This is a genomic window from Stenotrophomonas sp. SMYL41 (assembly GCF_036319965.1).
GTDB classification, from domain to species: Bacteria; Pseudomonadota; Gammaproteobacteria; order Xanthomonadales; family Xanthomonadaceae; genus Stenotrophomonas; species Stenotrophomonas maltophilia_R.
In genome coordinates this window covers 1-22,993 of the sequence record NZ_JAWIRX010000027.1, presented here as the reverse complement: position 1 = coordinate 22,993, position 22,993 = coordinate 1, and the positions used below count along the sequence as shown (strand labels likewise).

General features: G+C 67.4%; 16 protein-coding genes. 8 read left to right on the top strand and 8 right to left on the bottom strand.

From position 1 onward, the window contains the following. Positions 1-8: 8 nt before the first annotated feature. Positions 9-758 (top strand): DUF3011 domain-containing protein, encoded by a 750-nt coding sequence (locus tag V3B30_RS21610; RefSeq protein WP_262082893.1) that lies wholly within the window; start codon positions 9-11, stop codon positions 756-758. 18 nt (positions 759-776) lie between these two features. Here the strand turns inward: V3B30_RS21610 and V3B30_RS21605 are convergent, their stop codons facing one another. From V3B30_RS21605 to blaL2, 3 genes are all read right to left on the bottom strand, one after another. Beyond that, on the bottom strand, positions 777-1,418 hold the full coding sequence (locus V3B30_RS21605) for a hypothetical protein (RefSeq protein ID WP_262082894.1): 642 nt from the start codon (positions 1,416-1,418) through the stop codon (positions 777-779). Positions 1,419-1,471: 53 nt separating this feature from the next. Further along, positions 1,472-2,686, bottom strand: a complete 1,215-nt coding sequence (locus V3B30_RS21600; RefSeq protein ID WP_262082895.1) for a cation:proton antiporter — start codon at positions 2,684-2,686, stop codon at positions 1,472-1,474. Positions 2,687-2,772: 86 nt separating this feature from the next. Then, positions 2,773-3,687, bottom strand: a complete 915-nt coding sequence (gene blaL2, locus V3B30_RS21595; RefSeq protein WP_262082896.1) for a L2 family extended-spectrum class A beta-lactamase — start codon at positions 3,685-3,687, stop codon at positions 2,773-2,775. 177 nt (positions 3,688-3,864) lie between these two features. Here blaL2 and ampR point away from each other — a divergent pair, with 177 nt between their 5' ends. Beyond that, positions 3,865-4,728, top strand: a complete 864-nt coding sequence (ampR, locus tag V3B30_RS21590) for a LysR family transcriptional regulator AmpR (protein ID WP_100473694.1) — start codon at positions 3,865-3,867, stop codon at positions 4,726-4,728. A gap of 73 nt (positions 4,729-4,801) precedes the next feature. On the opposite strand, the gene V3B30_RS21585 is transcribed toward ampR, so the two are convergent. Continuing rightward, positions 4,802-6,667, bottom strand: a complete 1,866-nt coding sequence (locus V3B30_RS21585; protein WP_043400521.1) for an ABC-F family ATP-binding cassette domain-containing protein — start codon at positions 6,665-6,667, stop codon at positions 4,802-4,804. A gap of 335 nt (positions 6,668-7,002) precedes the next feature. On the opposite strand from V3B30_RS21585, the gene V3B30_RS21580 reads away from it, so the two are divergent. Both V3B30_RS21580 and ybaL read left to right on the top strand, forming a co-directional pair. Further along, the gene (locus tag V3B30_RS21580; protein WP_262082897.1) at positions 7,003-9,390 is read left to right on the top strand and encodes a TonB-dependent receptor; all 2,388 of its coding nucleotides are present in this window, start codon (positions 7,003-7,005) and stop codon (positions 9,388-9,390) included. A gap of 152 nt (positions 9,391-9,542) precedes the next feature. Next, positions 9,543-11,240, top strand: coding sequence for a YbaL family putative K(+) efflux transporter (gene ybaL, locus V3B30_RS21575; protein ID WP_262082898.1), 1,698 nt, complete (start codon positions 9,543-9,545; stop codon positions 11,238-11,240). Between the two features lie 385 nt (positions 11,241-11,625). On the opposite strand, the gene V3B30_RS21570 is transcribed toward ybaL, so the two are convergent. Beyond that, positions 11,626-12,912: an aminotransferase class V-fold PLP-dependent enzyme gene (locus V3B30_RS21570; RefSeq protein ID WP_262082899.1), complete on the bottom strand. Its 1,287-nt coding sequence runs from the start codon at positions 12,910-12,912 to the stop codon at positions 11,626-11,628. 180 nt (positions 12,913-13,092) lie between these two features. Between V3B30_RS21570 and V3B30_RS21565 the strand changes: the two genes are divergently transcribed. The 3 genes from V3B30_RS21565 to V3B30_RS21555 all read left to right on the top strand — a co-directional run bounded on the left by V3B30_RS21565 (position 13,093) and on the right by V3B30_RS21555 (position 16,063). Then, the gene (locus V3B30_RS21565; protein ID WP_262082900.1) at positions 13,093-13,830 is read left to right on the top strand and encodes a response regulator transcription factor; all 738 of its coding nucleotides are present in this window, start codon (positions 13,093-13,095) and stop codon (positions 13,828-13,830) included. Further along, positions 13,827-15,122, top strand: a complete 1,296-nt coding sequence (locus V3B30_RS21560) for an ATP-binding protein (protein ID WP_262082901.1) — start codon at positions 13,827-13,829, stop codon at positions 15,120-15,122. The genes V3B30_RS21565 and V3B30_RS21560 overlap by 4 nt, the downstream gene beginning before the upstream one ends. 140 nt (positions 15,123-15,262) lie before the next feature. Further along, positions 15,263-16,063 carry a MipA/OmpV family protein gene (locus tag V3B30_RS21555; protein WP_262082902.1) on the top strand — a complete coding sequence of 267 codons (801 nt, stop codon included), beginning with the start codon at positions 15,263-15,265 and terminating at the stop codon, positions 16,061-16,063. Positions 16,064-16,135: 72 nt separating this feature from the next. On the opposite strand, the gene clpB is transcribed toward V3B30_RS21555, so the two are convergent. Both clpB and V3B30_RS21545 read right to left on the bottom strand, forming a co-directional pair. Further along, a complete protein-coding gene (gene clpB, locus V3B30_RS21550) occupies positions 16,136-18,721 on the bottom strand; it encodes an ATP-dependent chaperone ClpB (protein WP_262082903.1) in 2,586 nt (861 codons plus the stop codon). A gap of 181 nt (positions 18,722-18,902) precedes the next feature. Continuing rightward, positions 18,903-19,724 carry a DUF3014 domain-containing protein gene (locus tag V3B30_RS21545; protein ID WP_262082904.1) on the bottom strand — a complete coding sequence of 274 codons (822 nt, stop codon included), beginning with the start codon at positions 19,722-19,724 and terminating at the stop codon, positions 18,903-18,905. 168 nt (positions 19,725-19,892) lie between these two features. Here V3B30_RS21545 and V3B30_RS21540 point away from each other — a divergent pair, with 168 nt between their 5' ends. Next, the gene (locus V3B30_RS21540; RefSeq protein WP_262082905.1) at positions 19,893-20,603 is read left to right on the top strand and encodes a glutathione S-transferase; all 711 of its coding nucleotides are present in this window, start codon (positions 19,893-19,895) and stop codon (positions 20,601-20,603) included. 54 nt (positions 20,604-20,657) lie between these two features. Here the strand turns inward: V3B30_RS21540 and V3B30_RS21535 are convergent, their stop codons facing one another. Then, a complete protein-coding gene (locus tag V3B30_RS21535) occupies positions 20,658-22,268 on the bottom strand; it encodes a hypothetical protein (protein ID WP_100473707.1) in 1,611 nt (536 codons plus the stop codon). Positions 22,269-22,993 lie beyond the last annotated feature (725 nt).

The following is a 22,993-nucleotide window of genomic DNA, read 5'->3' as shown; positions in this document are numbered from 1 at the left end:
ATGCCGCCATGAAACCGCTGTCCCTGGCCAGCCTGGCCGTGACCCTGAGCCTGGGCACCATCGCCACGCTCGCCCTGCCCTCCGCCCCGGCCGCCGCGCAGGACGGGGTGATCCGCTGCGAGAGCCAGAACAACCGCGAACGGGTCTGCACTACCGGGTGGCGCAATGCGCAGCTGGTCCGCCAGCTGTCCGGAAGCGCCTGCGACGAGGGCCGCACCTGGGGCAGCCGCAATGGCAGCATCTGGGTCACCAACGGCTGCCGCGCCGAATTCGTCGAGGCCCGTGGCGGCTGGGGTGGCGGCAACGGGGGGGGCTGGGGTGGCAACAACGGGCGCCCCGGCGAGACCATCCGTTGCGAGAGCCAGAACAACCGTGAGCGCAGCTGCCCGGTCGGCTGGCGCAATGCCCGCCTGGTCCGCCAGCTGTCCGGCAGCCCCTGCAACGAAGGGCGCACATGGGGCGTGCGCAATGGCGCGATCTGGGTCAGTGGCGGTTGCCGCGCCGAGTTCGCCGAGGCCCGCGGCTGGGGCGGCGGCGGCGGCGGTGGCGGTTGGGGCGGCGGCAACAGCAACTACTCGATCACCTGCAGCAGCAACAACAACCGCTCGCAGACCTGCGACTGGGATGAGCGCCAGGGTCGGCCAGTGCTGCAGCAGCAGCTGTCCGGCAGCGCCTGCCAGGAGGGCCGCAGCTGGGGCTATGCACGCGGCCAGGTGTGGGTGAGCAACGGCTGCCGGGCGCGCTTCGGCACGCGGTGAGGGAAAGGGCGCGGATAACTATTGCGCGGACGGCGTTTCGTCCCCCCACGGGGGCGGCGGTTGGTCGACCGGCTTGCTCAGGTCGAACTTCACGCGGAAACGGCGGCCTTCCGGGCGCGTCAGTTCGTAGACGAAGGTCTGGTCGGGGTCGATCTCCATCGCCCAGGTGTTGTGCGTGGAAGCCAACATGTCGGCGCGACGGAACATCGCCACCGAATCGGAGTCAGCCGGGAACTGCTGGCGCCCGGCGGTGCCCGGCGGCGTGCTGTCGCCGCCGTAGAGGGTGATCGCATCGGCGCTGCCATCCTGATGGCGATGATCGTGCTTCAGGCGCAGGCCGTTTTCGGTGCGGGTCAGCACCCACGTGCGCGAGTGGTCATCCCCCACATGGAAAGGAATCCGCAATTCATGGGCGGGATCGGCACAGCCGCGCACATGCATGACCAGGCGCTGGCCGGCGAACGGGTCTTTGCCGGTCGGTGCCGGCGTATCCTCCACCACCCGGCCCTCATAGGCCTGGCCGCAATGCGCGGCGATGGCGGCCATGAAGGCATCGGCCGGTGCGGTCGCCAGATCATGGGCGACCGTATCGGAACGCTGCGAGCATGCAGCGAGGCTGAACAGGAGGGCGGAAGCGGTAGCAACGGCAGGCAGTTTCATGCCCCAACCCTAACGGTCATGGCCGACGGGCGCAAACCACGTGCGCTCCCCGATCAACGTTCAGCTGTCTGTGCCTCCGACAGCGTTTCGGTAGCCGCTACCGGTGCGGTCTCGCCCTCGCCCGCAGGCTCCTGTTCCACCGGATCGACGTCGAACGGTGTACGGAACACCAGCGACGGCAACAGCGTAGTCAGTGCGGCATAGAGCAGCAGCGCGCCGAACAGCACCGCCGGAATCTGGAAACGCTCGCGCATGATCGCCGCCAGCACCAGGGTGAAGATCAGGGTCGGAGCCAACGCCAGCGAGACCCGCAGGCTGCTGCGGAAGCTCTCGCCAAACATCACCCGGCGCTGCAGCCAGACCACGCCGATGCGCAGCGGCAGCACGACCAGGGTGATCACGATGCCCAACCCCAGCGCCTCGAAGCTCAGTGCTTCGCTGGGCACCTTGGTGCCGGCGTTGAAGAAATAGAACGGCACGAAGAACGAGGCGAACAGGCGCAGCGCGTGCAGGTTCTCGTGCGAGGCCAGCAGCGGCATGCGCTGGTGCAGCAGGCGCGCGACCAGGCCGGCGATGAAGGCACCCACCAGGTAGTACACGCCCAGCAGGTAGGTGATATAGGCGGCCACCATGCCGACCATCACCAGCAGCGAGAACTCCGAGCCCGGCGCATGCGGTGCCACCCAGCGGCCCAGCGCGATGAACAGCAGCGGCAGGCCGATCATCATCGCCAGCAGCGCCAGGCTGGACAGCGCCATGTGGCCCGGATCGCCAGCCTGCAGCACGATGAACAAAGCGGCCAGCGCCAGCAGTTCTCCGGCAATGGCCTTGCTGGTCACCCAGAACCGCTCGTCCTCGCTCAGGCCCAACCGCGACAGCGAGTCCATGATGAAGCCGGTGGAGGGCGTCAGCAGGGCCAGCGCCAGCAGGCCAGCGGCCTGCCACGGCAATCCCGCATATCGCCAGGCCAGCCAGCCCACGCCGAACAGCGTGCCGGTACGGATCACCAGGTGCGCCAGCAGCGGCCACATGCCACGGCGCAGCGCCTGCAGATCCACTTCCAGGCCGGCAAACAGGAACAGCGAGGAAATGCCCAGCGTGGCCAGCAGGCCGATCACCGCGTCGTGCGCCTGGTCGCCCAGCCACAGCATGCCGATGATGCCGAACAGCAGGCAGGTCAGCGGCGCGGGCAGGCTGAAGCGCTGCAGCGCGCGCGGGATCACCAGCAGCGCGAAGATCAGCAGCAGGTAGATCAACTCATGGCTCATCGGGGGTCTTCCGTGGGGTTCGAACGCGCGCAGGATGCGCGTGCCCGACCGATCCGGCAAGCCATTTTCGAATGACCCCGGTTACCTCATCCGATCATCGCATCGGCCAGCGCCCCCACCCGTGCAAGCACCGCTGCGCGCTGGTCGTCATCGACCGACGCGCCCTGCAGATAGGCGGTGACCACCCACGCTGCGCCTCCCGCATGCGGCCACAGCACGGCGATGTCGTTGCGCGTGTCATCACCGTTGCTGCCGGTCTTGTCCCCCACCCGCCAGCGCTTTCCCAGCCCGGCGCGCAGGCAGGCATCGCCGGTCTGGTTGTCGATGAGCCAATCGGCGAACTGCTGGCGCGATGCCGGCTGCAGGCCATTGCCCACCGCGAAGCGGGACAGGCTGGTGGCCATCGCGGCCGGGCTGGTGGTATCGCGCGGGTCTCCCTGCGCGAACAGATTCACGTCCGGCTCGTTGCGGTCATTGCGGGTAACGCTGTCGCCCTGCCCGCGCAGGAATGCCGTCAGCGCCGACGGCCCGCCCACCACCTCCAGCAGCAGGTTGGCCGCCGTGTTGTCGCTGGTGGTCAGCGTGCCCCGGCACAGGTCGCGCACCGTCAGGTCCTTGCCCACATGGCGGCGCGCCACCGGGGCGTAGGACTGCAGATCCTTCCCGGCGATGGGCACACGGGTGTCGAGCGAAACGCGGCCTGCATCGGCAAGGCTCAGCACATGGGCAACCAGCATCGACTTGAACGTGCTGCACATCGGGAAGCGCTCGTCCTGCCGATGCCCGCCGATGCGACGGCCATTACCGGTGTTCAGCACGGTGACGCCCAGGCGGCCACCGCTGGCTTTTTCCAGCGCGGCGAAATCGGCGGCGCCAGCAATGGCGGCGTGCGCGGTGGGTGTGCCGGACGAAGGGGCAACCGCCCGCGCCAGCGCAGGGGCAAGCAGCGAGGAAGCAACGGCAGCACCACTGAACTGCAGGAATCGGCGACGGGCTAGCATACGGGGGTTCTCCTGGGGACCGCCCGATTATTGAAGCCCTCCCCGGAGCCGACCAGCGCGAATTATCAGCGGAAGCCATGAATTCAATTCATGCCTGTCGCAATCAACTCATTGAGATTTACGAAATTCCTCATTGAACGGGTAGGATCTGCCATCACCCTGGCTCACGGCTTCCCGATGCTGCACCCGACCCTGCCGCTGAACGCGCTGCGCGCCTTCGAGGCGGCTGCGCGCCATCAGAACTTCACCCGCGCCGCACTGGAGCTGTGTGTCAGCCAGGCGGCGCTGAGCCACCAGATCCGCGGCCTGGAGGACCGGCTCGGCATCCGCCTGTTCCATCGCCTGCCGCGCGGGGTGGCGCTGACCGACGAGGGCGCGGCGCTGTATCCGGTACTCAACGAATCGTTCGAGCGCATCTCGGCCAGCATCGCGCGCTACACCGGCGGCCCGGCCCGCGAAGTACTGACGCTGGGCGTGGTCGGCACCTTCGCCACCGGTTGGCTGTTGCCACGGCTGGCTGCGTTCGAGGCCGCGCACCCGGACATCGAGCTGCGCCTGCAGACCCACAACAACCGCATCGATCTGGCCGGTGAAGGATTGGACCTGGCGATCCGCTTCGGTGATGGCGACTGGCAGGGGCAGGCCTGCACGGCAATCCTCGATGCACCCTTCGCACCGCTGTGCGCCCCGGCATTGGCGCGGCGGCTGAAGCAGCCGCGCGACCTGGGTACGCTACCGTTGCTGCGCTCTTACCGAAGCGACGAATGGCCGCGTTGGCTGCAGGCGGCCGGGGTCAGTGGCGTGGAAGCCCGCGGGCCAGTGTTCGATTCGTCGTTGACGCTGGCGATGGCCGCGATCGGCGGTGCCGGCGTGGCACTGCTGCCACTGCGCATGTTCGAGCAGGAATTGGCCGAAGGCCGCTTGCTGCAGCCCTTCGGCACCACGCTGGAGCTGGGTCGCTACTGGCTGACGCGGCTGCGCTCGCGCGCCGAGCGCGAGCCGGCCAAGCGCTTCCGCGAGTGGCTGCAGGCGCAGGGTTGAAAAAAGGGGACGGAGGGGATTAAGTCGTATGTGCACATACGACTTAATCCCCTCCGTCCCCTTTTTCGCGGAGTCAGGACTCGAGCAGCTCCATCCACGCCGCTTCGGCCTTTTCCAGCTGCGCGGCGGCGGTTTCGCGGTCACGACCAATCACCGCCATGCGGGTGGCATCGGCGTAGTTGGCCGGATCGGCCAACTGGCGGTCCAGCTCGGCCAGCGCGCCTTCCAGCTCGGCCACCTTGGCCTCGGCGGCGGCCAGCTTGTGCGGATTCACCGGCTTCTTCTGCACCACCTGCGCCACCGGGGCGGTCTTGACCACCACCGGCTCTTCCACCTGCTCCATGCGCGCCTTGGTGCCCTGCGCCTGCGGACGGGTGCGCAGCCACGCGGCATACGCATCCAGGTCGCCATCGAACGGCTCGACCACGCCATCGGCCACGCGCCAGTAGGTATCACAGACCAGGCCGATCAGGTGGCGGTCATGCGAGACCATCACGATCGCGCCTTCGAAGGTGGCCAGTGCTTCGGCCAGCGCTTCGCGCATTTCCAGGTCAAGGTGGTTGGTCGGTTCGTCCAGCAGCAGCACGTTCGGCTGCTGCCAGGCGATCAGCGCCAGCGCCAGGCGCGCGCGCTCGCCACCGGAGAACCCATCGACCGGCTCGAATGCACGGTCGCCCGGGAAGTTCCACTTGCCGAGGAAATCGCGGAACGACTGGTTCGGTGCGTCCGGGGCGATCTCGCGGAAGTGCTCCATCGGCGACTGGCCTTCGTGCAGCGACTCCACCGTATGCTGGGCGAAGTAGCCGATCTTCAGGTCCGGATGCGCCATGCGCTCGCCGACGATCGGCGCCAGCTCGCCCACCAGGGTCTTCACCAGGGTGGTCTTGCCGGCACCGTTCGGGCCGAGCAGGCCGATGCGCTGGCCCGCTTCCAGGCCGAAGCCGACGTTGTGCAGGATCACCGCGTCCTTGCCGTAGCCGGCCTCGACGTGGTTCAGGCGGATCAGCGAGAACGGCAGCTTGGCCGGCGGCGCGAACTCGATGCGGAACTCGCGCTCGGCACGCACCGCTTCGGTACCGGCCAGCTTGGCCAGGCGCTTCATGCGGCTCTGCGCCTGCGCCGCCTTGCTGGCCTGCGCCTTGAAGCGGTCGATGAAGCTCTGCAGGTGGGCGCGCTCGGCCTGCTCCTTCTCGTGCGCGATCTGCTGCTGGCGCAGCTGTTCGGCGCGCTGGCGCTCGAAGTCGGTGTAGCCGCCCGGGTAGAGCTTGGCGCCGCCACCGTGCAGGTGCAGGGTGTGGGTGGCCACGTTGTCGAGGAACTCGCGGTCATGCGAGATCAGCAGCAGGGTGCCCGGATACTTCAGCAGCCACTGTTCCAGCCAGTACACCGCGTCCAGATCCAGGTGGTTGGTCGGTTCGTCCAGCAGCAGCAGGTCGCTGGGCATCATCAGCGCGCGCGCCAGGTTCAGGCGCACGCGCCAGCCGCCGGAGAACGAGGACACCGCGCGATGGTGGGTCTCGGCCGGGAAACCGAGGCCATGCAGCAGCTTGCCGGCGCGCGCTTCGGCGTCGTAGGCATTGAGCTCGGCCATCTTCGTGTGCGCCTCGGCCACCGCTTCCCAGTCTTCGCGGGCGGTCGCCTCGGCCTCGGCGGCCAGCACCGCGGCCACCTCGATGTCACCGCCGAGCACGAAGCTCAGCGCCGGGTCGGGCAGTGACGGGGTTTCCTGGGCAACGCTGGCGATGCGCACCTTGCCGGGCAGGTCGACATCGCCCTTGTCCGCCTCCAGCTCGCCCTTCACCGCCGCGAACAGGCTGGACTTGCCAGCACCGTTGCGGCCGACCACACCCACCCGGTAACCGGCATGCAGGGTCAGGTCGACGTTGGACAACAGCAGCCGCTCGCCGCGGCGCAAGGCGAAATTACGAAGCGAAATCATGGGGGAAGGCGTCCATATAACCGAATGGAATGTGCTGGTGAGCACTGTTCCTGCGACGCAATTCTAGCGTTAACGAATACTTGACGCGCCCCGGGATGCGCGGCGGCCGGCGTTCCTCTCTCCCACGTCCTCGCCGCGCGCCTCCCGGGTCCCCTCCCCGCGCATGCCGATCCGGGCTAAATGGTTGCTGCTGCAACGTTTTTCCCGATGACCGGCATTTGACAGCCACTGAATATCCCGTTAATTCCTGCTTTGCGCACCGCAACAACCGCCGTCCGCCTCACCCCCGTGATGTCGATTCCGGTGCCGCCCCCGCCAACCGGAGCCCCATCCCGATGACCCGCAAGACCAGCCTGATCGCCGCCGCCGTCGCTGTCGCACTCGGTGGCTCTCCGTTCGTTGCCGCTGCCCAGCAGGCCGGCACCGCCGCCAACACCCTGGACACGGTGATCGTTACCGGCACCCGCGTGGCCGACCGCACGGTTGCCGAATCGCAGTCGCCGATCGACATCATCACCCCCGAAGCCCTGCAGTCCACCGGCACCAGCGAGCTGGCCACCGCGCTGTCGCGCGCGCTGCCCTCGCTGAACTTCCCGCGCCCGGCGCTGACCGACGGCACCAGCGGCGTGCGCCCGGCGCAGCTGCGTGGCCTGTCGCCGGACCAGGTGCTGGTGCTGGTCAACGGCAAGCGCCGCCACACTTCGGCAATGATCAACGTCAACGGCAGCATCGGCCGTGGCTCATCGGCGGTGGACATCAACGCGATCCCGATCGCTGCCATCGAGCGCGTGGAAGTGCTGCGTGACGGTGCCTCGGCACAGTATGGTTCGGACGCCATCGCTGGCGTCATCAACATCGTGCTCAAGGGCAGCGGCCGGGGTGGCAGCCTGGCCGTGGACTACGGCCAGTACTCGGCCGGTGACGGCAACAAGTACCAGCTCTCCGGCGATACCGGCGTCGAGTTCGGCGATGGCCGTGGCCGCGTGCACGTGGCCGGCCAGATCAGCCAGCAGGACGAAAGCAACCGCGCCGGCCCGTACCGCGGCACCACCCCGAACACCGGCAACTTCCCGAGCATCGGCCAGAAGACCTTCATCGTCGGCGACCCGCGCGTGGATGCGACTGCGGCTTCGGCCAACGCCAGTTTCGATTTCAGCGACCACGTGACCGGCTATGCCAGCGCGCTGCTCAGCAACCGCGACATCACCTCGTTCGCGTTCTACCGCTCGCGCAACCACAGCGGGCAGAGCGCGCTGCTGGCGCAGACCTACCCGGACGGCTTCGTGCCGGAGATCAACCAGTACTCCAAGGACCGCTCGCTGGTGGCCGGCGTCAAGGGCAACACCGACAACGGCTGGACCTGGGACCTGAGCCTGAACCACGGCGAGAACACCCTGGACTTCCACACCCGCAACAGCATCAACTACAGCCTGGGTGCAACCAGCCCGCGCTCGTTCTACGACGGCACGCTGAAGTACCAGCAGGACATCTTCAATGCCGACCTGACCAAGTCGCTGGACTGGGGCCTGGCCTACCCGGTCACGCTGTCCTTCGGTGGTGAATACCGCAAGGAAAAGTGGGACCAGAACCCGGGCGAGCTGAACTCTTACACCGGCAGCGGCGCGCAGGGGTTCGCGGGCTTCACCCCGACCAACGAAGTGCATGCCGACCGCCACAACTACGCGGTCTACGCCGGGCTGGAAGCCGACCTGACCGAGAAGTTCTCGGCCGGCATCACCGGCCGCTACGAAGACTACTCGGACTTCGGCGACCGCTTCTCCGGCAAGCTGTCGGCGCGTTATGCCTTCACCGACAAGGTCGCGCTGCGGGCCACCGCGTCCAGCGGCTTCCGTGCACCGTCGCTGGCTCAGCAGGGCTACCAGGCGGTCACCAGCCAGTTCCTCAATGGCGTGTTCGTCGAGCGTGGCACCTTCCCGACCACCAGCCCGGCTGCGCAGGCGCTGGGCGCCTCGCCGCTGAAGGCCGAGACCTCCACCTCCTACAGCCTGGGCCTGGTGCTGCAGCCGGTCGACCGCCTGTACATCACCGTCGATGCCTACCAGATCGACATCGATGACCGCATCGCGCTGTCGTCCAGCATCACCACCAACGCCGCCACCAGCGCATTGCTGGGAACCCTGGGCCTGCCGCAGGTGACCGCGTTCTCCTACTTCACCAACGGCCTGGATACGCGCACCCGCGGCGTGGACTTCGTGTCCAGCTACACAGTGCCGTTCAGTGCCAGCAGCCTGGAACTGACCGCTGCGTACAGCTACAACGACACTGAAGTGCGCCGCGTCGGCGGCACCCCGGCGGTGTTCGGCACGCTGGGCCTGACCCAGTCGCTGATCGGCCGCGATGAGATCGGCCGCATCGAGGACAGCTACCCGCGCGACAAGGCGATCCTGAGCGGCACCTGGCGTTCGGACCACTGGGAACTGGGCCTGGCCGCAACCCGCTACGGCAAGTTCACCGTGCGCAACTCGGCCACCGCACTGCGCGACCAGACCTACGGCGACGCCTGGGTGGTGGATGCCTCGGCCAGCTACAAGCCGAGCAGCAACTGGACCCTGACCGTGGGCGCCGACAACCTGCTGGACAAGTACCCGGACCGCACCGAAGACCTGCAGAACTCCACCTTCGGCATGCTGCCGTACAGCAACTACTCGCCGTTCGGCTTCAACGGCGCGTATGTGTACGGGCGGATCAAGTACGCCTGGTAAGCGCTAGTGCCGGCCGCTGGCCGGCAACTCCCCGGTGGGGTCAGATCCCTTTTCCTGCGGGAAAAGGGATCTGACCCCCTTCGCATTTAAGGTTTGCCGTATCTGGCCTCATCGGTGAAAATCGGGATACCCCCGATTGCCTGCGAGTGCCGATGCACCATGACACCGACCTGATCAACATCGTTGCCGTTGGCCTGGGGCTCGCCTTCATCTTCGGCGCGCTGGCCAACAAGCTCCGCTTGTCTCCCCTGGTCGGTTACCTGGTTGCTGGCATCTGCGTAGGTCCGTTCACTCCCGGCTTCGTCGCCGACCAGGCGCTGGCCAACCAGCTGGCGGAGCTGGGCGTGATGCTGCTGATGTTCGGCGTCGGCCTGCACTTCTCGCTGAAGGACCTGATGGCGGTCAAGGCCATCGCCATCCCCGGTGCCATTGGCCAGATCACCGTGGCCACCCTGCTCGGCTGGGGCGTGGCCTCGCTGATGGGCTGGCCCGCCCTGCATGGCGTCATCTTCGGTTTTTCGCTGGCCACCGCCAGTACCGTGGTACTGCTGCGGGCGATGGAGGAACGCCGCCTGCTGGAGACCATGCGCGGCAAGATCGCGGTCGGCTGGCTGATCGTGGAAGACCTGGCCTGCGTGCTCGCACTGGTGATGATGCCGGTGATGGCCGGCGTGTTCGGCCCCGACGCGGCCAAGGAATCGCACTCGCTGGGCAGCGTGCTGGCCGATATCGGCTGGACCTTCGTGCAGCTGGGCCTGTTCGTGGCGGTGATGCTGGTGGTCGGGCGCCGGGTCATTCCATGGATCCTCGAACGCATCGCCGGTACCGGTTCGCGCGAACTGTTCACCCTGTCGGTGCTGGCGATCGCGCTGGGCGTGGCGTTCGGCTCGGCGATGCTGTTCGGCGTCTCGTTCGCACTGGGCGCGTTCTTCGCCGGCATGCTGCTCAACGAATCGGAGCTCAGCCACAAGGCCGCGCATGATTCGCTGCCGCTGCGCGATGCGTTCGCGGTGCTGTTCTTCGTCTCGGTCGGCATGCTGTTCGATCCGAACATCCTCATCCAGCACCCGTGGCAGGTGCTGGCCACCGTGCTGATCATCATGTTCGGCAAGTCGGCCGCCGCGTTCTTCATCGTGCGCGCGTTCGGGCACCCGACCAGCACGGCGCTGACCATCTCGGCCAGCCTGGCACAGATCGGCGAGTTCGCCTTCATCATCGCCGGCCTCGGCGTGGCCCTGCAGATCCTGCCGAAGGAAGGCCAGTCGCTGGTACTGGCCGGTGCGCTGGTGTCGATCATGCTCAACCCGCTGGTGTTCGGCCTGCTCGACCGTTGGCAGGCCAAGCAGGAACAGCAGCCGCAGCCGGCCGAACCGGAAGAGGCGATCGGCCCATCGCGTGATCTGAACGGGCACGCGATCGTGATCGGCTACGGCCGGGTGGGCAGCGAGTTGGCGCAGGTGCTGCGTGATCGCGGTGTGCCGGTACTGGTGATCGATGACAACAAGGAACATGTCGAACAGGCACACGCCAAGGGCCTGGCGGCGATCCGCGGCAGTGCCGCCGCCGACCGGGTGCTGGCCGAAGCCCATCCGGAACGCGCGAAGATTGCGGTGCTGGCGATTCCACAGCCGCTGGAGGCCGGTGAGGCGCTGGCCAAGCTGCGGGCGATCAACCCGGAGCTGACCCTGCTGGCGCGTGCGCACAGCGATGCGGAGGTGAAGCATCTGCTGGAGCACGGTGCGGATGGGACGGTGATGGCCGAGCGTGAGCTGGCGTACTCGCTGGCGGAGATGGTGATGTCCACGCCGCCGTATCGCGGGCTGGGACAGCACAGTATTCCGGTGGTGTGAGGGGGTGCGTGCGGCAGGGCTTGCAGCCCTGCACCTGCCGAAGCAACTGCAACGGCAAAAGCAAAAGCTGGCATTCCGTGGGATGGCGGGGTGGGTCCGGTGGCGGGAGACGCCGTAAACCCTTCCATGGGGGCTTGGCCGCGGCATCCATGCCGCGGACACTCCCGCCACGTCGACCTTGGTCGACACGGCGGTGCATGGGGTCAGATCCGTTTTCCGCAGGAAAACGGATCTGACCCGGAAACAAAAAAAATCCCCGGTCGACCCGCATCGACCGGGGATCTGGATCGCCACGTTGCCACTGCCTTGGAGAGGCAGTTCCACCGTAGCGCATCGCGGCGCCAGTGGTGATCGCCTGTGGCGATATACACCAAGCGTGCGGCTATCAGGCGCCGGCCAGGGCCTGCTCCAGGTCGGCACGCAGGTCCCCGATATGCTCGATGCCGATCGACAGCCGCACGGTGTCTTCGCTGACGCCGGCCTTGGCCAGCTCCGCTGCATCCAGCTGGCGATGGGTGGTCGAGGCCGGATGGGTGGCCAGTGACTTCGCATCGCCCAGATTGACCAGGCGGGTGAACAGCTTCAGTGCATCGAGGAAACGCGCGCCGGCCTCGCGGCCGCCCGGCAGGCCGAAGGTCAACACGCCCGAGCCGTGGCCGCCCAGATAGCGCTGCGCGGCGGCATGTTCGGGGTCGTCGACCAGTCCGGCATAACGCACCCAGGCCACCTTTGCATGCGACTTCAGGAACTGCGCGATGGCCAGTGCGTTGGCGTTGATGCGTTCCATGCGCAGCGCCAGGGTCTCGATGCCCTGCAGGATCAGGAAGGCATTGAACGGTGACAGCGCCGCGCCGGTGTTGCGCAGCGGCACCACCCGCGCGCGGCCGATATAGGCCGCCGGCCCCAGCGCTTCGGTATAGACCACCCCGTGGTAGCTCGGGTCAGGCTGGTTGAGGCGGGCGAAGCGCGCGGGCTGTGCGGCCCAGTCGAAGCGGCCCGAATCGATGATCGCGCCGCCCAGGCTGTTGCCGTGGCCGCCGAGGTACTTGGTCAGCGAATGCACCACGATATCGGCACCATGCTCGAACGGGCGCAGCAGGAATGGCGTGGCCACCGTGTTGTCGACGATCAGTGGCACGCCGGCGGCATGCGCGACCTCGGCAATGGCGGCAATGTCGGTGACGTTGCCGCGCGGGTTGCCGATCGATTCGACGAACACCGCCTTGGTGCGCTCATCGATCAACCCTGCGAACGCGGATGGATCGGCCGGGTCGGCAAAACGCGCCTGGATGCCATACTGCGGCAGCGTGTGCGCCAGCAGGTTGAGGCTGCCGCCGTACAGCGCACTGGAGGCGACGATGTTGTCACCGGCTTCGGCGATGGTCTGGATGGCGTAGGTGATCGCGGCCTGCCCCGAGGCCAGCGCCAGCGCGCCGATACCCCCTTCCAGCGCGGCCAGGCGCTGCTCCAGCACATCGGTGGTGGGGTTCATGATGCGCGTGTAGATGTTGCCCGGCACCTTCAGGTCGAACAGGTCGGCGCCGTGCTGGGTGTCATCGAACGCATAGGCCACGGTCTGGTAGATCGGCACCGCCACCGCGCGGGTGGTCGGGTCGGGACGGTAGCCGCCGTGCACGGCCAGGGTTTCCAGTTGCCACTGCGGGTCGCTCATTGCACCAGGCTCCATCCGGGGAAACCGCCACCATAGGCCAGCCCGGGCCAGCCGCTGAACGCCGCTGGCGATGACGTCCGTACCCGCGGTTATCAGGTTGGCCGCGATTCAGGCAGCCGTCATGGGCCGTTGCTAGGCTTCGCCGCCGGGCGCTCCTGCCCGGGCACGGAGGCCCCACGCATGCAGCCATCTTCCTGGACACCCCCTGCCAGCAGTTCGCCCACGCTGGTACTGCTGGTGGAGGACGACCGTCGCCTGGCCGAACTGGTCAGCGACTACCTGCACGAGCACGGCTTCGCCGTGCAGCACGTGGCCCGTGGTGACCTGGCCGGTGCGGCCTGCCGCCAGCATGCGCCGGAGCTGGTGGTGCTGGATCTGATGCTGCCCGGCCTCGGTGGCATCGATGTCTGCCGGCAGATCCGCAGCTTCTCCGACGTGCCGATCCTGATGCTGACCGCCTGCGAGGACGACATCGAGCAGGTGCTGGGCCTGGAATCGGGTGCCGATGACTATGTGCACAAGCCGATCGAGCCGCGCCTGCTGCTGGCCCGCCTGCGCGCCCTGCTGCGCCGCCGCCATGGCAGCAGCAACACCGGCACGCCCAGCCGGCTGATGCATGGGCAACTGCTGATCGATCGCATGCAGCGTGAAGTGCACCTGCACGGTGCGGCGGTGGATGTGGGCACCACCGAGTTCGAGATCCTGTGGCTGCTGGCCAGCCAGCCCGGGCAGATCCTGTCGCGTGACCAGATCCTGCAGGCGGTGCGCGGCATCGGCTTCGACGGCCTGGACCGCAGCGTCGACGTCTGCATCGGCAAGCTGCGCCGAAAGCTCGGCGACGACGCGCGCGAACCGCGGCGGATCAAGACCGTGTGGGGACGCGGCTACCAGTTCAATCCCTCGGCCTGGTCGGCGTGAAGCGGCTTTTCCTGCGCCTGTGGCTGGTGGTCGGCGCGAGCTTCCTGATCACTCTGCTGCTCATCAATGTGATCTTCGATCGCATCTACCTGCCGTTCCAGCAGCGTGTGTTTGCAGAGCAGGTGCGTGGCCAGCTGTATGCGTTGCGGCAGGGGCTGGATGGAAAGGGCCCCGCCGCCCAGCAGGATCAGCTGGCGCAGTGGCAACCCCACTACGGCATTGCGCTGGCACTGTTGCCGTCAGCGCCGGCCCTCGAAGCCGGCGAACAGGAACAGCTGCAGCGCAACGGACTCATTTCCCGGCAGAAGTTCGAGATCGTACTGGCGCCTCTTGATCCACGGCATCCGGACGGTCCCTGGCTGCGCCTGCACCTGCCAGGCGAGCCGTCAATGACGCTGTATCTCACCCTGATCGCCTACTCGGTGATGCTGGCCCTGTTCGGGTTGTGCCTGTACGCGTGGGTGCGCCTGCTCTGGCGCGATCTGGACGCCCTGCGCGTGCATGCCGACCGCATCGGCGCCGGCGATCTGCAGGCACGCGCGCAGGTCTCGCCACGCTCGCAGATCCGGGTCATCGTCGACCACTCCAACCGCATGGCCGCGCGCGTGGCCGAGCTGGTACAGCGCCAGCGCGACCTCACTCATGCCATTTCGCACGAACTGCGCACGCCCATCGCACGCGTGGCCTTCGGCCTGGACCTGATGCAGGACAGCGATGATCGCGAACGTCGCACGCGGCTGGCTCAGGGCCTGCATGGTGACCTGGCCGAGCTCAACCGACTGGTCAGCGAACTGCTGGCCTACGAACGGTTGGAGCATCCCAGCGAGGGCGAACCGATGCAGCGGATTGAAGCCAATGACTGGCTGCAGGCCTGCCTGGCCGATGCCCGCCGCGATGCCGAGCGTGCCGGCCTGGCATTGCGCGTACAGCCCAGCGCGCTGCCACGGGTAGATGCCGAGCCACGCCTGCTGCAGCTGGCGCTGAGCAATCTGGTCGGCAACGCACTTCGTCATGCGCGCTCCCAGGTTGAAGTCTCACTGGTAGGTGTGGGCGGCCGCGCCTGCCTGCGCGTGGACGACGACGGACCGGGCATCGCCGAGCCCGACCGCGAAAAAGTGATGCGCCCGTTCACCCGCCTGGATGACAGTCGCAGCCGCGATACCGGCGGCTTCGGCCTGGGCCTGGCCATCGTCAGCCGCATTGCAGTCCGCCACAGCGGCGAGTTGCGCATCAGCCGCGCCACGCTGGGCGGCGCACGCCTGGAAATGCATTGGCCGCTGGCTACCAGCTGAACGCCCTGGGCCGCGATTACAGTTGATTACAACTCCCGCACAACTGCGGACGGATCGGTCGCCGGCGTATCGCCACGCTGGCGACCCTGCAGCACTCGCCGGATGCGCGCGCTGCTTTCCTCCCATTGTCGAGAGTTTCCATGTCCCAGCTTCGCCGTTCCCCCACCCTGCTCTGCCTGGCCCTGCTGCCGCTGTTTGCCGCCCCGATCGCCCACGCCAAGGATGACCACTGGACCTTCGAGCTCGCCGCCGGTGGTGGCGTGACGCCGCGCTACAGCGGCAGCGAGGAGTATCGTGCGACGCCGTCGCTGTCCTTCGATGTCACCTCGCCGGGGGGCTGGTTTCTGGGCACCAGTGGCATCGGCTGGGGCACCGCCCTCGGCGAGCACACCCGCGTGCGCGCCTACGTCGGCGCCAGCGGCATCCGCAAGGACAAGGACTCCCTGCTCGGCGGTTCGGACTTCCTGCGCGGCATGGGCGATATCGATACCCGTCCGCTGGTCGGCGTGTCGGCGGGTTATACGCTGGGCGAAGCCGTGCTGAGCGGTTCCTGGCAGTTCACCCGCAAGGACGAGGACAAGGCCGAGAACGGCCTGGCCACCCAGCAGATCCATCTGAACCTGACCCTGCCGTTGTTCGACCTGGCTGGCGGTGTGGTCAGCGGCAGCGTGTCCACCGACTACGGCAACCGCGGCTACATGCAGACCTGGTACGGCGTCAGCCCCGAACAGGCGGCGCGCAGCGGCTTTGCCGAGCACAAACCGAAGGCCGGCCTGGTCAGCGCCGGTGTCGGCCTGAAGTGGAGCCACCGCGTGGGCCGCAACGGCAACTGGTACATCTCGGCCGAAGGCACGCGCCTGCTCGGCGATGCGGCCAACAGCCCGATCGTGCAGAAGCCCAACCAGTTCGGGCTGATGAGCGGGTACACGCACCGCTTCTGAGGGCGCGCCGGGCCCGGCCCGGCGTTACTCACAGATAACGGGGCGCTGCGGTAAGGCAGCGCCCCGATGGACTCACGCCTTGGCGAACACCAGGTGGCCGCCATCATTTCCGACTTCGATGGTATCGCCGTTGACGAAGGCGCCGGACAGGATCTTCTGCGCCAACGGGTTTTCCAGCTGCGCCTGGATCGCACGCTTCAACGGGCGCGCGCCATACACCGGATCGAAGCCCACGTTGCCGAGCAGGTCGAACGCCGCATCGGACACCACCAGCTTCAGCCCGCGCTCGGCCAACCGCTTCTCCAGGCCACGCATCTGGATGCGCGCGATCTGCTTGATCTGCTGCTTGTCCAGCGGATGGAACACCACGATGTCGTCCAGGCGGTTGATGAACTCCGGACGGAAGTGCGCCTGCACCACGCCCATCACTGCCGCCTTCATCTGCGTGTAGGCCTCCGGGCTGTCGTCGGCGCTCATGTCCTGGATCTGGTGCGAGCCCAGGTTCGAGGTCATCACGATGACGGTGTTGCGGAAGTCCACGGTGCGACCCTGGCCATCGGTCAGGCGGCCATCGTCCAATACCTGCAGCAGGATGTTGAACACATCCGGATGTGCCTTCTCCACTTCGTCCAGCAGGATCAGCGAGTACGGACGGCGACGCACGGCCTCGGTCAGGTAACCGCCTTCCTCGTAGCCGACGTAGCCCGGGGGCGCGCCGATCAAGCGGGCGACGCTGTGCTTCTCCATGAACTCGCTCATGTCGATGCGGATCATGGCGTCGGCACTGTCGAACAGGAACTCGGCCAGCGACTTGCACAGTTCGGTCTTGCCGACACCGGTCGGGCCGAGGAACAGGAACGAACCGGCCGGGCGATTCGGATCGGACAGGCCCGCACGCGAACGGCGCACGGCATCGGAGACAACCTTGATCGCTTCCTCCTGGCCGACCACGCGGTTGTGCAGCACCTCTTCCATGCGCAGCAGCTTGTCGCGCTCGCCTTCGAGCATCTTGTTGACCGGAATGCCGGTCCAGCGCGACACGACCTCGGCAATCTCCTCGTCGGTGACCCGGTCCTGCACCAGCTTGAAGTCCTTGTGCTCGGCTTCCTGGGCGGCGGCCAGCTGCTTTTCCAGCTGCGGCAGCAGGCCGTACTGGATCTCGCTCATCTTGGCGAAATCCTGGCGGCGCTGCGCGGCTTCCAGCTCCAGCTTGGCCTGCTCGACCTGCTCCTTGATCCTGGTTGCACCCTGCAGCGCGGCCTTCTCCGACTTCCAGATTTCATTGAGGTCGGAGAACTCGCGCTCCAGCGCCTCGATATCGTTCTCCAGATCGGCCAGGCGCTGCCGCGAGGCCTCGTCCTTTTCCTTCTTCAGCATCTCGCGCTGGATCTTCAGCTGGATCACCCGGCGTTCCAGGCGGTCCAGTTCCTCCGGCTTGGAGTCGATCTCCATGCGCAGGCGCGAGGCGGCCTCGTCCATCAGGTCGATGGCCTTGTCCGGCAGCTGGCGGTCGGTGATGTAACGGTTGGACAACGTGGCGGCAGCGACGATGGCCGGGTCGGTGATCTCCACCCCGTGATGCAGGGCGTACTTTTCCTTCAGCCCACGCAGGATGGCGATGGTGTCCTCCACCGACGGCTCACCCACGAACACCTTCTGGAAGCGGCGCTCCAGCGCGGCATCCTTCTCGATGTACTTGCGGTACTCGTCCAGCGTGGTCGCGCCGATGCAGTGCAGCTCACCGCGTGCCAACGCCGGCTTCAGCATGTTGCCGGCATCCATCGCGCCGTCGGCCTTGCCGGCGCCGACCATGGTGTGCAGTTCGTCGATGAACAGGATGATCTGGCCTTCGTTCTTGGCCAGGTCGTTGAGCACGCCCTTCAGGCGCTCCTCGAATTCGCCACGGAACTTGGCACCGGCGATCAGCGCGCCCATGTCCAGCGACAGCACCCGCTTGCCGCGCAGGCCCTCGGGCACTTCGTCGTTGATGATGCGCTGGGCCAGGCCTTCCACGATCGCGGTCTTGCCCACGCCGGGTTCGCCGATCAGCACCGGGTTGTTCTTGGTCCGGCGCTGCAGCACCTGGATGGTGCGGCGGATTTCCTCGTCACGGCCGATCACCGGATCGAGCTTGCCGCTCTCGGCACGCGCGGTCAGGTCGATGGTGTATTTCTCCAGCGCCTGCCGCTGCTCCTCGGCATTCTCCGACTGCACGTTCTCGCCGCCGCGCAGCTTGTCGATCGCGGCCTGCAGGCGGGTCTTGTCGGCACCGGCGGCGCGCAGCGCCATGCCCAGCGTGCCGCCATCCTCCAGCGACGCCAGCACGAACCACTCGCTGGCAATGAAGGCATCCCCGTGCTGCTGGGCCAGCTTGTCGGTCTGGTTCAGCAGGCGCCCCAGGTCATTGCCCATCGAGACGTTGCCGGCCTGGCCGGACACCTTGGGCAGTGCGTCCAGCGCCTCGGTCAGGCGCTCGCGCAGCACCGGCACGTTCACCCCGGCCTGGGCCAGCAACGGGCGCGTGCTGCCGCCCTGCTGGTCCAGCAGGGCGCTGAACAAGTGAACCGGTTCGATGATGCTGTTGTCGCGGCCCACGGCCAGCGACTGTGCGTCTGCCAGCGCCTGCTGGAAACGCGAGGTGAGCTTGTCCATCCGCATTGCGAAACCTCATCGGTCATCTGGGCCGGCCCGCGCCGGCGACGCTGGAAAGATGCGGCTGCCCCACCCCGTTTCAAGGGTGACTGCGACTGCACCCCGAGGCCGGTCAGCCTGCGGCCAGCATGCCGGAGCGGGTGTGGTCGGCGCGTTGATCCCGATCAGTTTCGTGCTGTGGACGGGCTCAGCGGGTGATCGCGCTGCGGATCGCCCGCAGCTGCTGCTTGACCGCCTGCGCCTGCGCCGCGTCCATGCGCAGCAGGGCCTTCTGGCCGATCGAGCGCGACTGCAGGGCGGAATCGACGAAGCGATAGCGGCCGCGGTCATCGCGCTGCACCAGCGGTGCCTGGGCCAGTTCCGGGGTGTCCAGCAGATGGTCGATCACCGCCACCAGGCGATCATTGAAGTACGAGTCCGGCCGACCCAGGTCGACGTAGGCCTGCTGGATCAGCGGATAGAAGCGCTTGTAAGCGGTAGCCGCTGCCGCCGGGTCCAGCGCAGTGAATGCGTGCACATAGGGCGCATAGCGCGCCGCGTTGCTGGCGGCGATGCGTTCACCGCCTTCCCCCGGCTCGACCTGCAGGTTGCCCGGCAGCGGGCGCGCGGCCAGCGCGGTCGGCGGCACGCTGGGTTTGTCCAGGTTGTCGACCTGGGTGACCAGGCGCTGGATCAGATGGTCGCGCAGCAGCAGGGTCAGCGGCCCCTCCCCTTGGAACAGCTGGCCCAGCGCACCCCATGCCGCGGCATCGCTGTCCGCCAGTTTCGGCAGCGCCGGGTCGGCAGCGGCCTCGGTATCCAGCGGATGCCGGATCGTTGGGGGTGCTGGCGCGGGCTCTACGGCTGCCGTCGGTTGTGGCGGTGCACTGGTACTGGCGGGGGTTGATTGCACCGGCACCGAAACACCGTCTGCCAGGCTCTTGAGCTGATCGCGGAACAACCAGCCTCCCGCGCCGCCAATCACCACCACGCCCAATATCCAGGGCCATACCGCCTTTCCACTCTGCATGATGCAGCACCTCGTTTCACACGCATGGAGAAGGTGTGACCCCACCCATTCCAACGGGTTCCCCGCCTGTTCCGCTGCCGTTCGGGTTCAGGCACGCGCAGTCCATGCTCACGCCTGCTTTGCACTGCCCGCGCGAGGCTGTGAGTCCTGTCCCGTGGAGACACTGCCATGCAGTACGCGCTGTATTACTGGACCGGCATCCAGGGCCGCGGTGAATTCGTGCGGCTGGCGCTGGAAGATGCCGGCGCCGACTACATCGACATGGCGCGGGTGCACGGCGATGCGGTGATGCAGGCGTTTCTCGATGGCAGCAGCGAGGGTCCGCAACCCTTCGCGCCGCCGTTCCTGAAGGCGGGCCGCCAGGTCATCGCGCAGGTCGCGGCCATCCTGGATTTCCTCGGCCCGACGCTGGACCTGGTGCCGCAGGCGGCCTCACGGCGGGTGCAGGCGCTGCAACTGCAGCTGACCATTGCCGACCTGGTGGCCGAGGTGCACGACACCCACCACCCGATCGCTGCATCGAAGTACTACGAAGAGCAGAAGACCGAAGCCAAGGCGCGGGCCGCGTCCCTGCGCAGCGAGCGGCTGCCCAAGTTCCTGGGCTATTTCGAACAGGTGCTGGCCGCCAATGGTGGCCGACATGCGCTGCGCGAGCACTCCTATGTGGACCTGTCGCTGTTCCAGCTGCTGAGCGGGCTGGACTACATGTTCCCGCGCCGCATGCAGGCGCTGGCCCCCACCCTGCCCCTGCTGCGTGCGCTGCAGGAGCGGGTGGCGAAGCGGCCGAACATCGCTACCTATCTGGGCTCGGAACGGCGCTTGGCATTCAACACCAATGGCATCTTCCGCCACTACCCGGAGCTGGACGCCGAACGGTAATTCCGCCGCCTGCAGCTTCCCCCTGCAGAGCCGGGCGATGCCCGGCGTCACCGGTCAATGGTCGGTGCGATCACCCAGCGGCTCCACCGCCTGCTTCTGCAGCGACAGCAGGCCCAGCAGCAGCGCCAATGCCACGTAGGCGCCGGCGAACTGCCAGCTGATGATGCGTGCCAGCCCATCCAGGTCCCACGGCAGGTAGATGCCACCGCGCGGATCCACCGAGTGGATCAGGCCGAACAGGGTCAGACCGGCGGCCACCAGCAGGAAGCCGCAGGCACGCCGCAGGCGGCCATCGACCATCGCCGCTACCGCCGAGATCCACAGCATCGAGGTGATGATGAAGCCGTTGCCGAGGGTGAAGATCACCGCCAGCTCAGGCAGTCCGTGGCCATCCAGTTTGGTCAGCAACTGCGGCAGCTGGTCCGGCGCGATCCAGCCCGGGGCCTTGATCGCCAGCAGGTACGCCACCGACGGCAGGAAACCGAACACCATCGCGCCGGCGTGGTGGCGCGGCGTAGCCTGGAACGCCTGGGTGGTGATGTCGATGGCCACGTACACGATGATCGGTGCCAGCACCGCCAGCGGCAGCCACTGCACCAGCCCTGAGATGATGCCCAGCATGCCGCCGATGCCGACGAACAGGCCGGTCAGCAGGGTGTAGCCGCTGCGCGCGCCCATGTGCTTGTACGCCGGCTGGCCGATGTACGGCGTGGTCTGCGCCACGCCACCGCAGACACCGGCCACCAGCGTGGCCACCGCTTCCACCAGCAGGATGTCGCGGGTGCGGTAGTCATCACCGGCCGCGCGTGCGCTCTCGGACACGTTGATGCCGCCGACCACCATCAGCAGGCCGAACGGCAGCAGCAACGGCAGGTAGGTCATCGCGGTGGGCAGGCCATCGAGGAAGCCCAGCGTCGGCAGCGGCAGCACCACCTGCGGCGGCACCCACTCCGGCACGTGGAAGCCCGGTGCGCCAAGCCCGGCCAGGCCAAGGCCGTAATACAGCACGGTGCCGAACACGAAGGCCAGCAGCACGCCGGGGCCACGCACCGGCAGCTTGCCCTTGGCGATCAGCACATACAGCAGCAGGCCCAGCGTGGTGAAGCCGACCAGCGGCGAGCGCAGCGTCTCCAGCAATGGCAGCAGCCCCATCAGCACCAAGGCGATGCCGGCGATGGAACCCAGCAGCGCAGCACGCGGCAGCGCGCGGGTGACCGCCTCGCCGAAGAACGAAAGCACCAGCTTGAGCACGCCCATGATCACCAGCGCGGCCATGCCCAGCTGCCAGGTGGCGATGCCCGCGGCATGCGGATCCATGCCCTGCTGCTTGAAGGCCACGAAGGCCGGGCCGAGCACCAGCAGCGCCATGCCGATGCTGGTGGGTGCGTCCAGGCCCAGCGGCATGGCGGTGACATCGTCGCGGCCGGTACGCGCGGCCAGCCGGCGCGCCATCAGGGTGTACAGCAGGTTGCCGACCAGCACGCCGAATGCGGTGCCGGGGAACATGCGGCCGAACACCACGTCGGCGGGGAACTGGAAGATCCCGACCAGGGCCATGGCGATGAAGCCAAGGATGGAAAGGTTGTCGACGACCAGGCCGAAGAAGCCATTGACGTCGCCGGCGACGAACCAGCGACGCGATGCGGCGGAAGCGGGAGCGGACATGGAAGGGGCGGTGGGGGTGGGGACCGCCGATGGTAGGCCCAGCGGGGCCAGCGCGCCAATTCCGTCGTGGAATGATGGGTTCCAGCCAACGGCGGGGCCCCTCGTGGCGGGGTGGTCGCGGACAGCGGGGTTATTGGAGTAGGCCGTGCGGGGGGGGCTGCGCAGGACACGCCGTAAACCCGTCCATGGGGGCTCGATGGCGCCATCCATGGCGCCAACGGTCCTGCACAGCCCACCCCGCCCGGCTTCTGACAGTTTCCTGCGCGCGGCGGCCACGGAAGAGAATCAAAAGTTCAAAAGTTCAAAAGTTCAAAAGCAAAAGCGGGTCGCTTCGCTCTGAGCCGAGCATGGCTCGGCCCTACAGAAGATCATTTCGATCATTTTTCCGTTATCCACGCATGGCGTGGATCTACCGTGTCGACCAAGGTCGACACCCACCAGCGCAATGTGCCGTTCCGACAGATCGCAGGAGACTGTCGAAGGCGGGGTGGGGGGGGGGGGGGGGGGGGGGGGGGGGGGGGGGGGGGGGGGGGGGGGGGGGGGGGGGGGGCGGGGGGGGGGGGCCCCCCCCGCCCCCCCCCCCCCCCCCCCCCCCGCCATTCCACCAATCCCCTGCTTTTGCCCTTGACGTTGCGCGGGCCTCGGCGGGTGCCGGGCGCAGCCCTGCATCGACCAACCCACTACTTCTTCAGGAAGTTGTCCACCAGCAGATGCTTCACGTCGTC

Excerpts from the sequence above, each read along its gene's own strand:
- V3B30_RS21610 (WP_262082893.1), top strand. The coding sequence starts at position 9 with ATGAAACCGCTGTCCCTGGCCAGCCTGGCCGTGACCCTGAGCCTGGGC.
- V3B30_RS21605 (WP_262082894.1), bottom strand. The coding sequence starts at position 1,418 with ATGAAACTGCCTGCCGTTGCTACCGCTTCCGCCCTCCTGTTCAGCCTC.
- V3B30_RS21600 (WP_262082895.1), bottom strand. The coding sequence starts at position 2,686 with ATGAGCCATGAGTTGATCTACCTGCTGCTGATCTTCGCGCTGCTGGTG.
- blaL2 (WP_262082896.1), bottom strand. The coding sequence starts at position 3,687 with ATGCTAGCCCGTCGCCGATTCCTGCAGTTCAGTGGTGCTGCCGTTGCT.
- ampR (WP_100473694.1), top strand. The coding sequence starts at position 3,865 with ATGCTGCACCCGACCCTGCCGCTGAACGCGCTGCGCGCCTTCGAGGCG.
- V3B30_RS21585 (WP_043400521.1), bottom strand. The coding sequence starts at position 6,667 with ATGATTTCGCTTCGTAATTTCGCCTTGCGCCGCGGCGAGCGGCTGCTG.
- V3B30_RS21580 (WP_262082897.1), top strand. The coding sequence starts at position 7,003 with ATGACCCGCAAGACCAGCCTGATCGCCGCCGCCGTCGCTGTCGCACTC.
- ybaL (WP_262082898.1), top strand. The coding sequence starts at position 9,543 with ATGCACCATGACACCGACCTGATCAACATCGTTGCCGTTGGCCTGGGG.
- V3B30_RS21570 (WP_262082899.1), bottom strand. The coding sequence starts at position 12,912 with ATGAGCGACCCGCAGTGGCAACTGGAAACCCTGGCCGTGCACGGCGGC.
- V3B30_RS21565 (WP_262082900.1), top strand. The coding sequence starts at position 13,093 with ATGCAGCCATCTTCCTGGACACCCCCTGCCAGCAGTTCGCCCACGCTG.
- V3B30_RS21555 (WP_262082902.1), top strand. The coding sequence starts at position 15,263 with ATGTCCCAGCTTCGCCGTTCCCCCACCCTGCTCTGCCTGGCCCTGCTG.
- clpB (WP_262082903.1), bottom strand. The coding sequence starts at position 18,721 with ATGCGGATGGACAAGCTCACCTCGCGTTTCCAGCAGGCGCTGGCAGAC.
- V3B30_RS21545 (WP_262082904.1), bottom strand. The coding sequence starts at position 19,724 with ATGCAGAGTGGAAAGGCGGTATGGCCCTGGATATTGGGCGTGGTGGTG.
- V3B30_RS21540 (WP_262082905.1), top strand. The coding sequence starts at position 19,893 with ATGCAGTACGCGCTGTATTACTGGACCGGCATCCAGGGCCGCGGTGAA.
- V3B30_RS21535 (WP_100473707.1), bottom strand. The coding sequence starts at position 22,268 with ATGTCCGCTCCCGCTTCCGCCGCATCGCGTCGCTGGTTCGTCGCCGGC.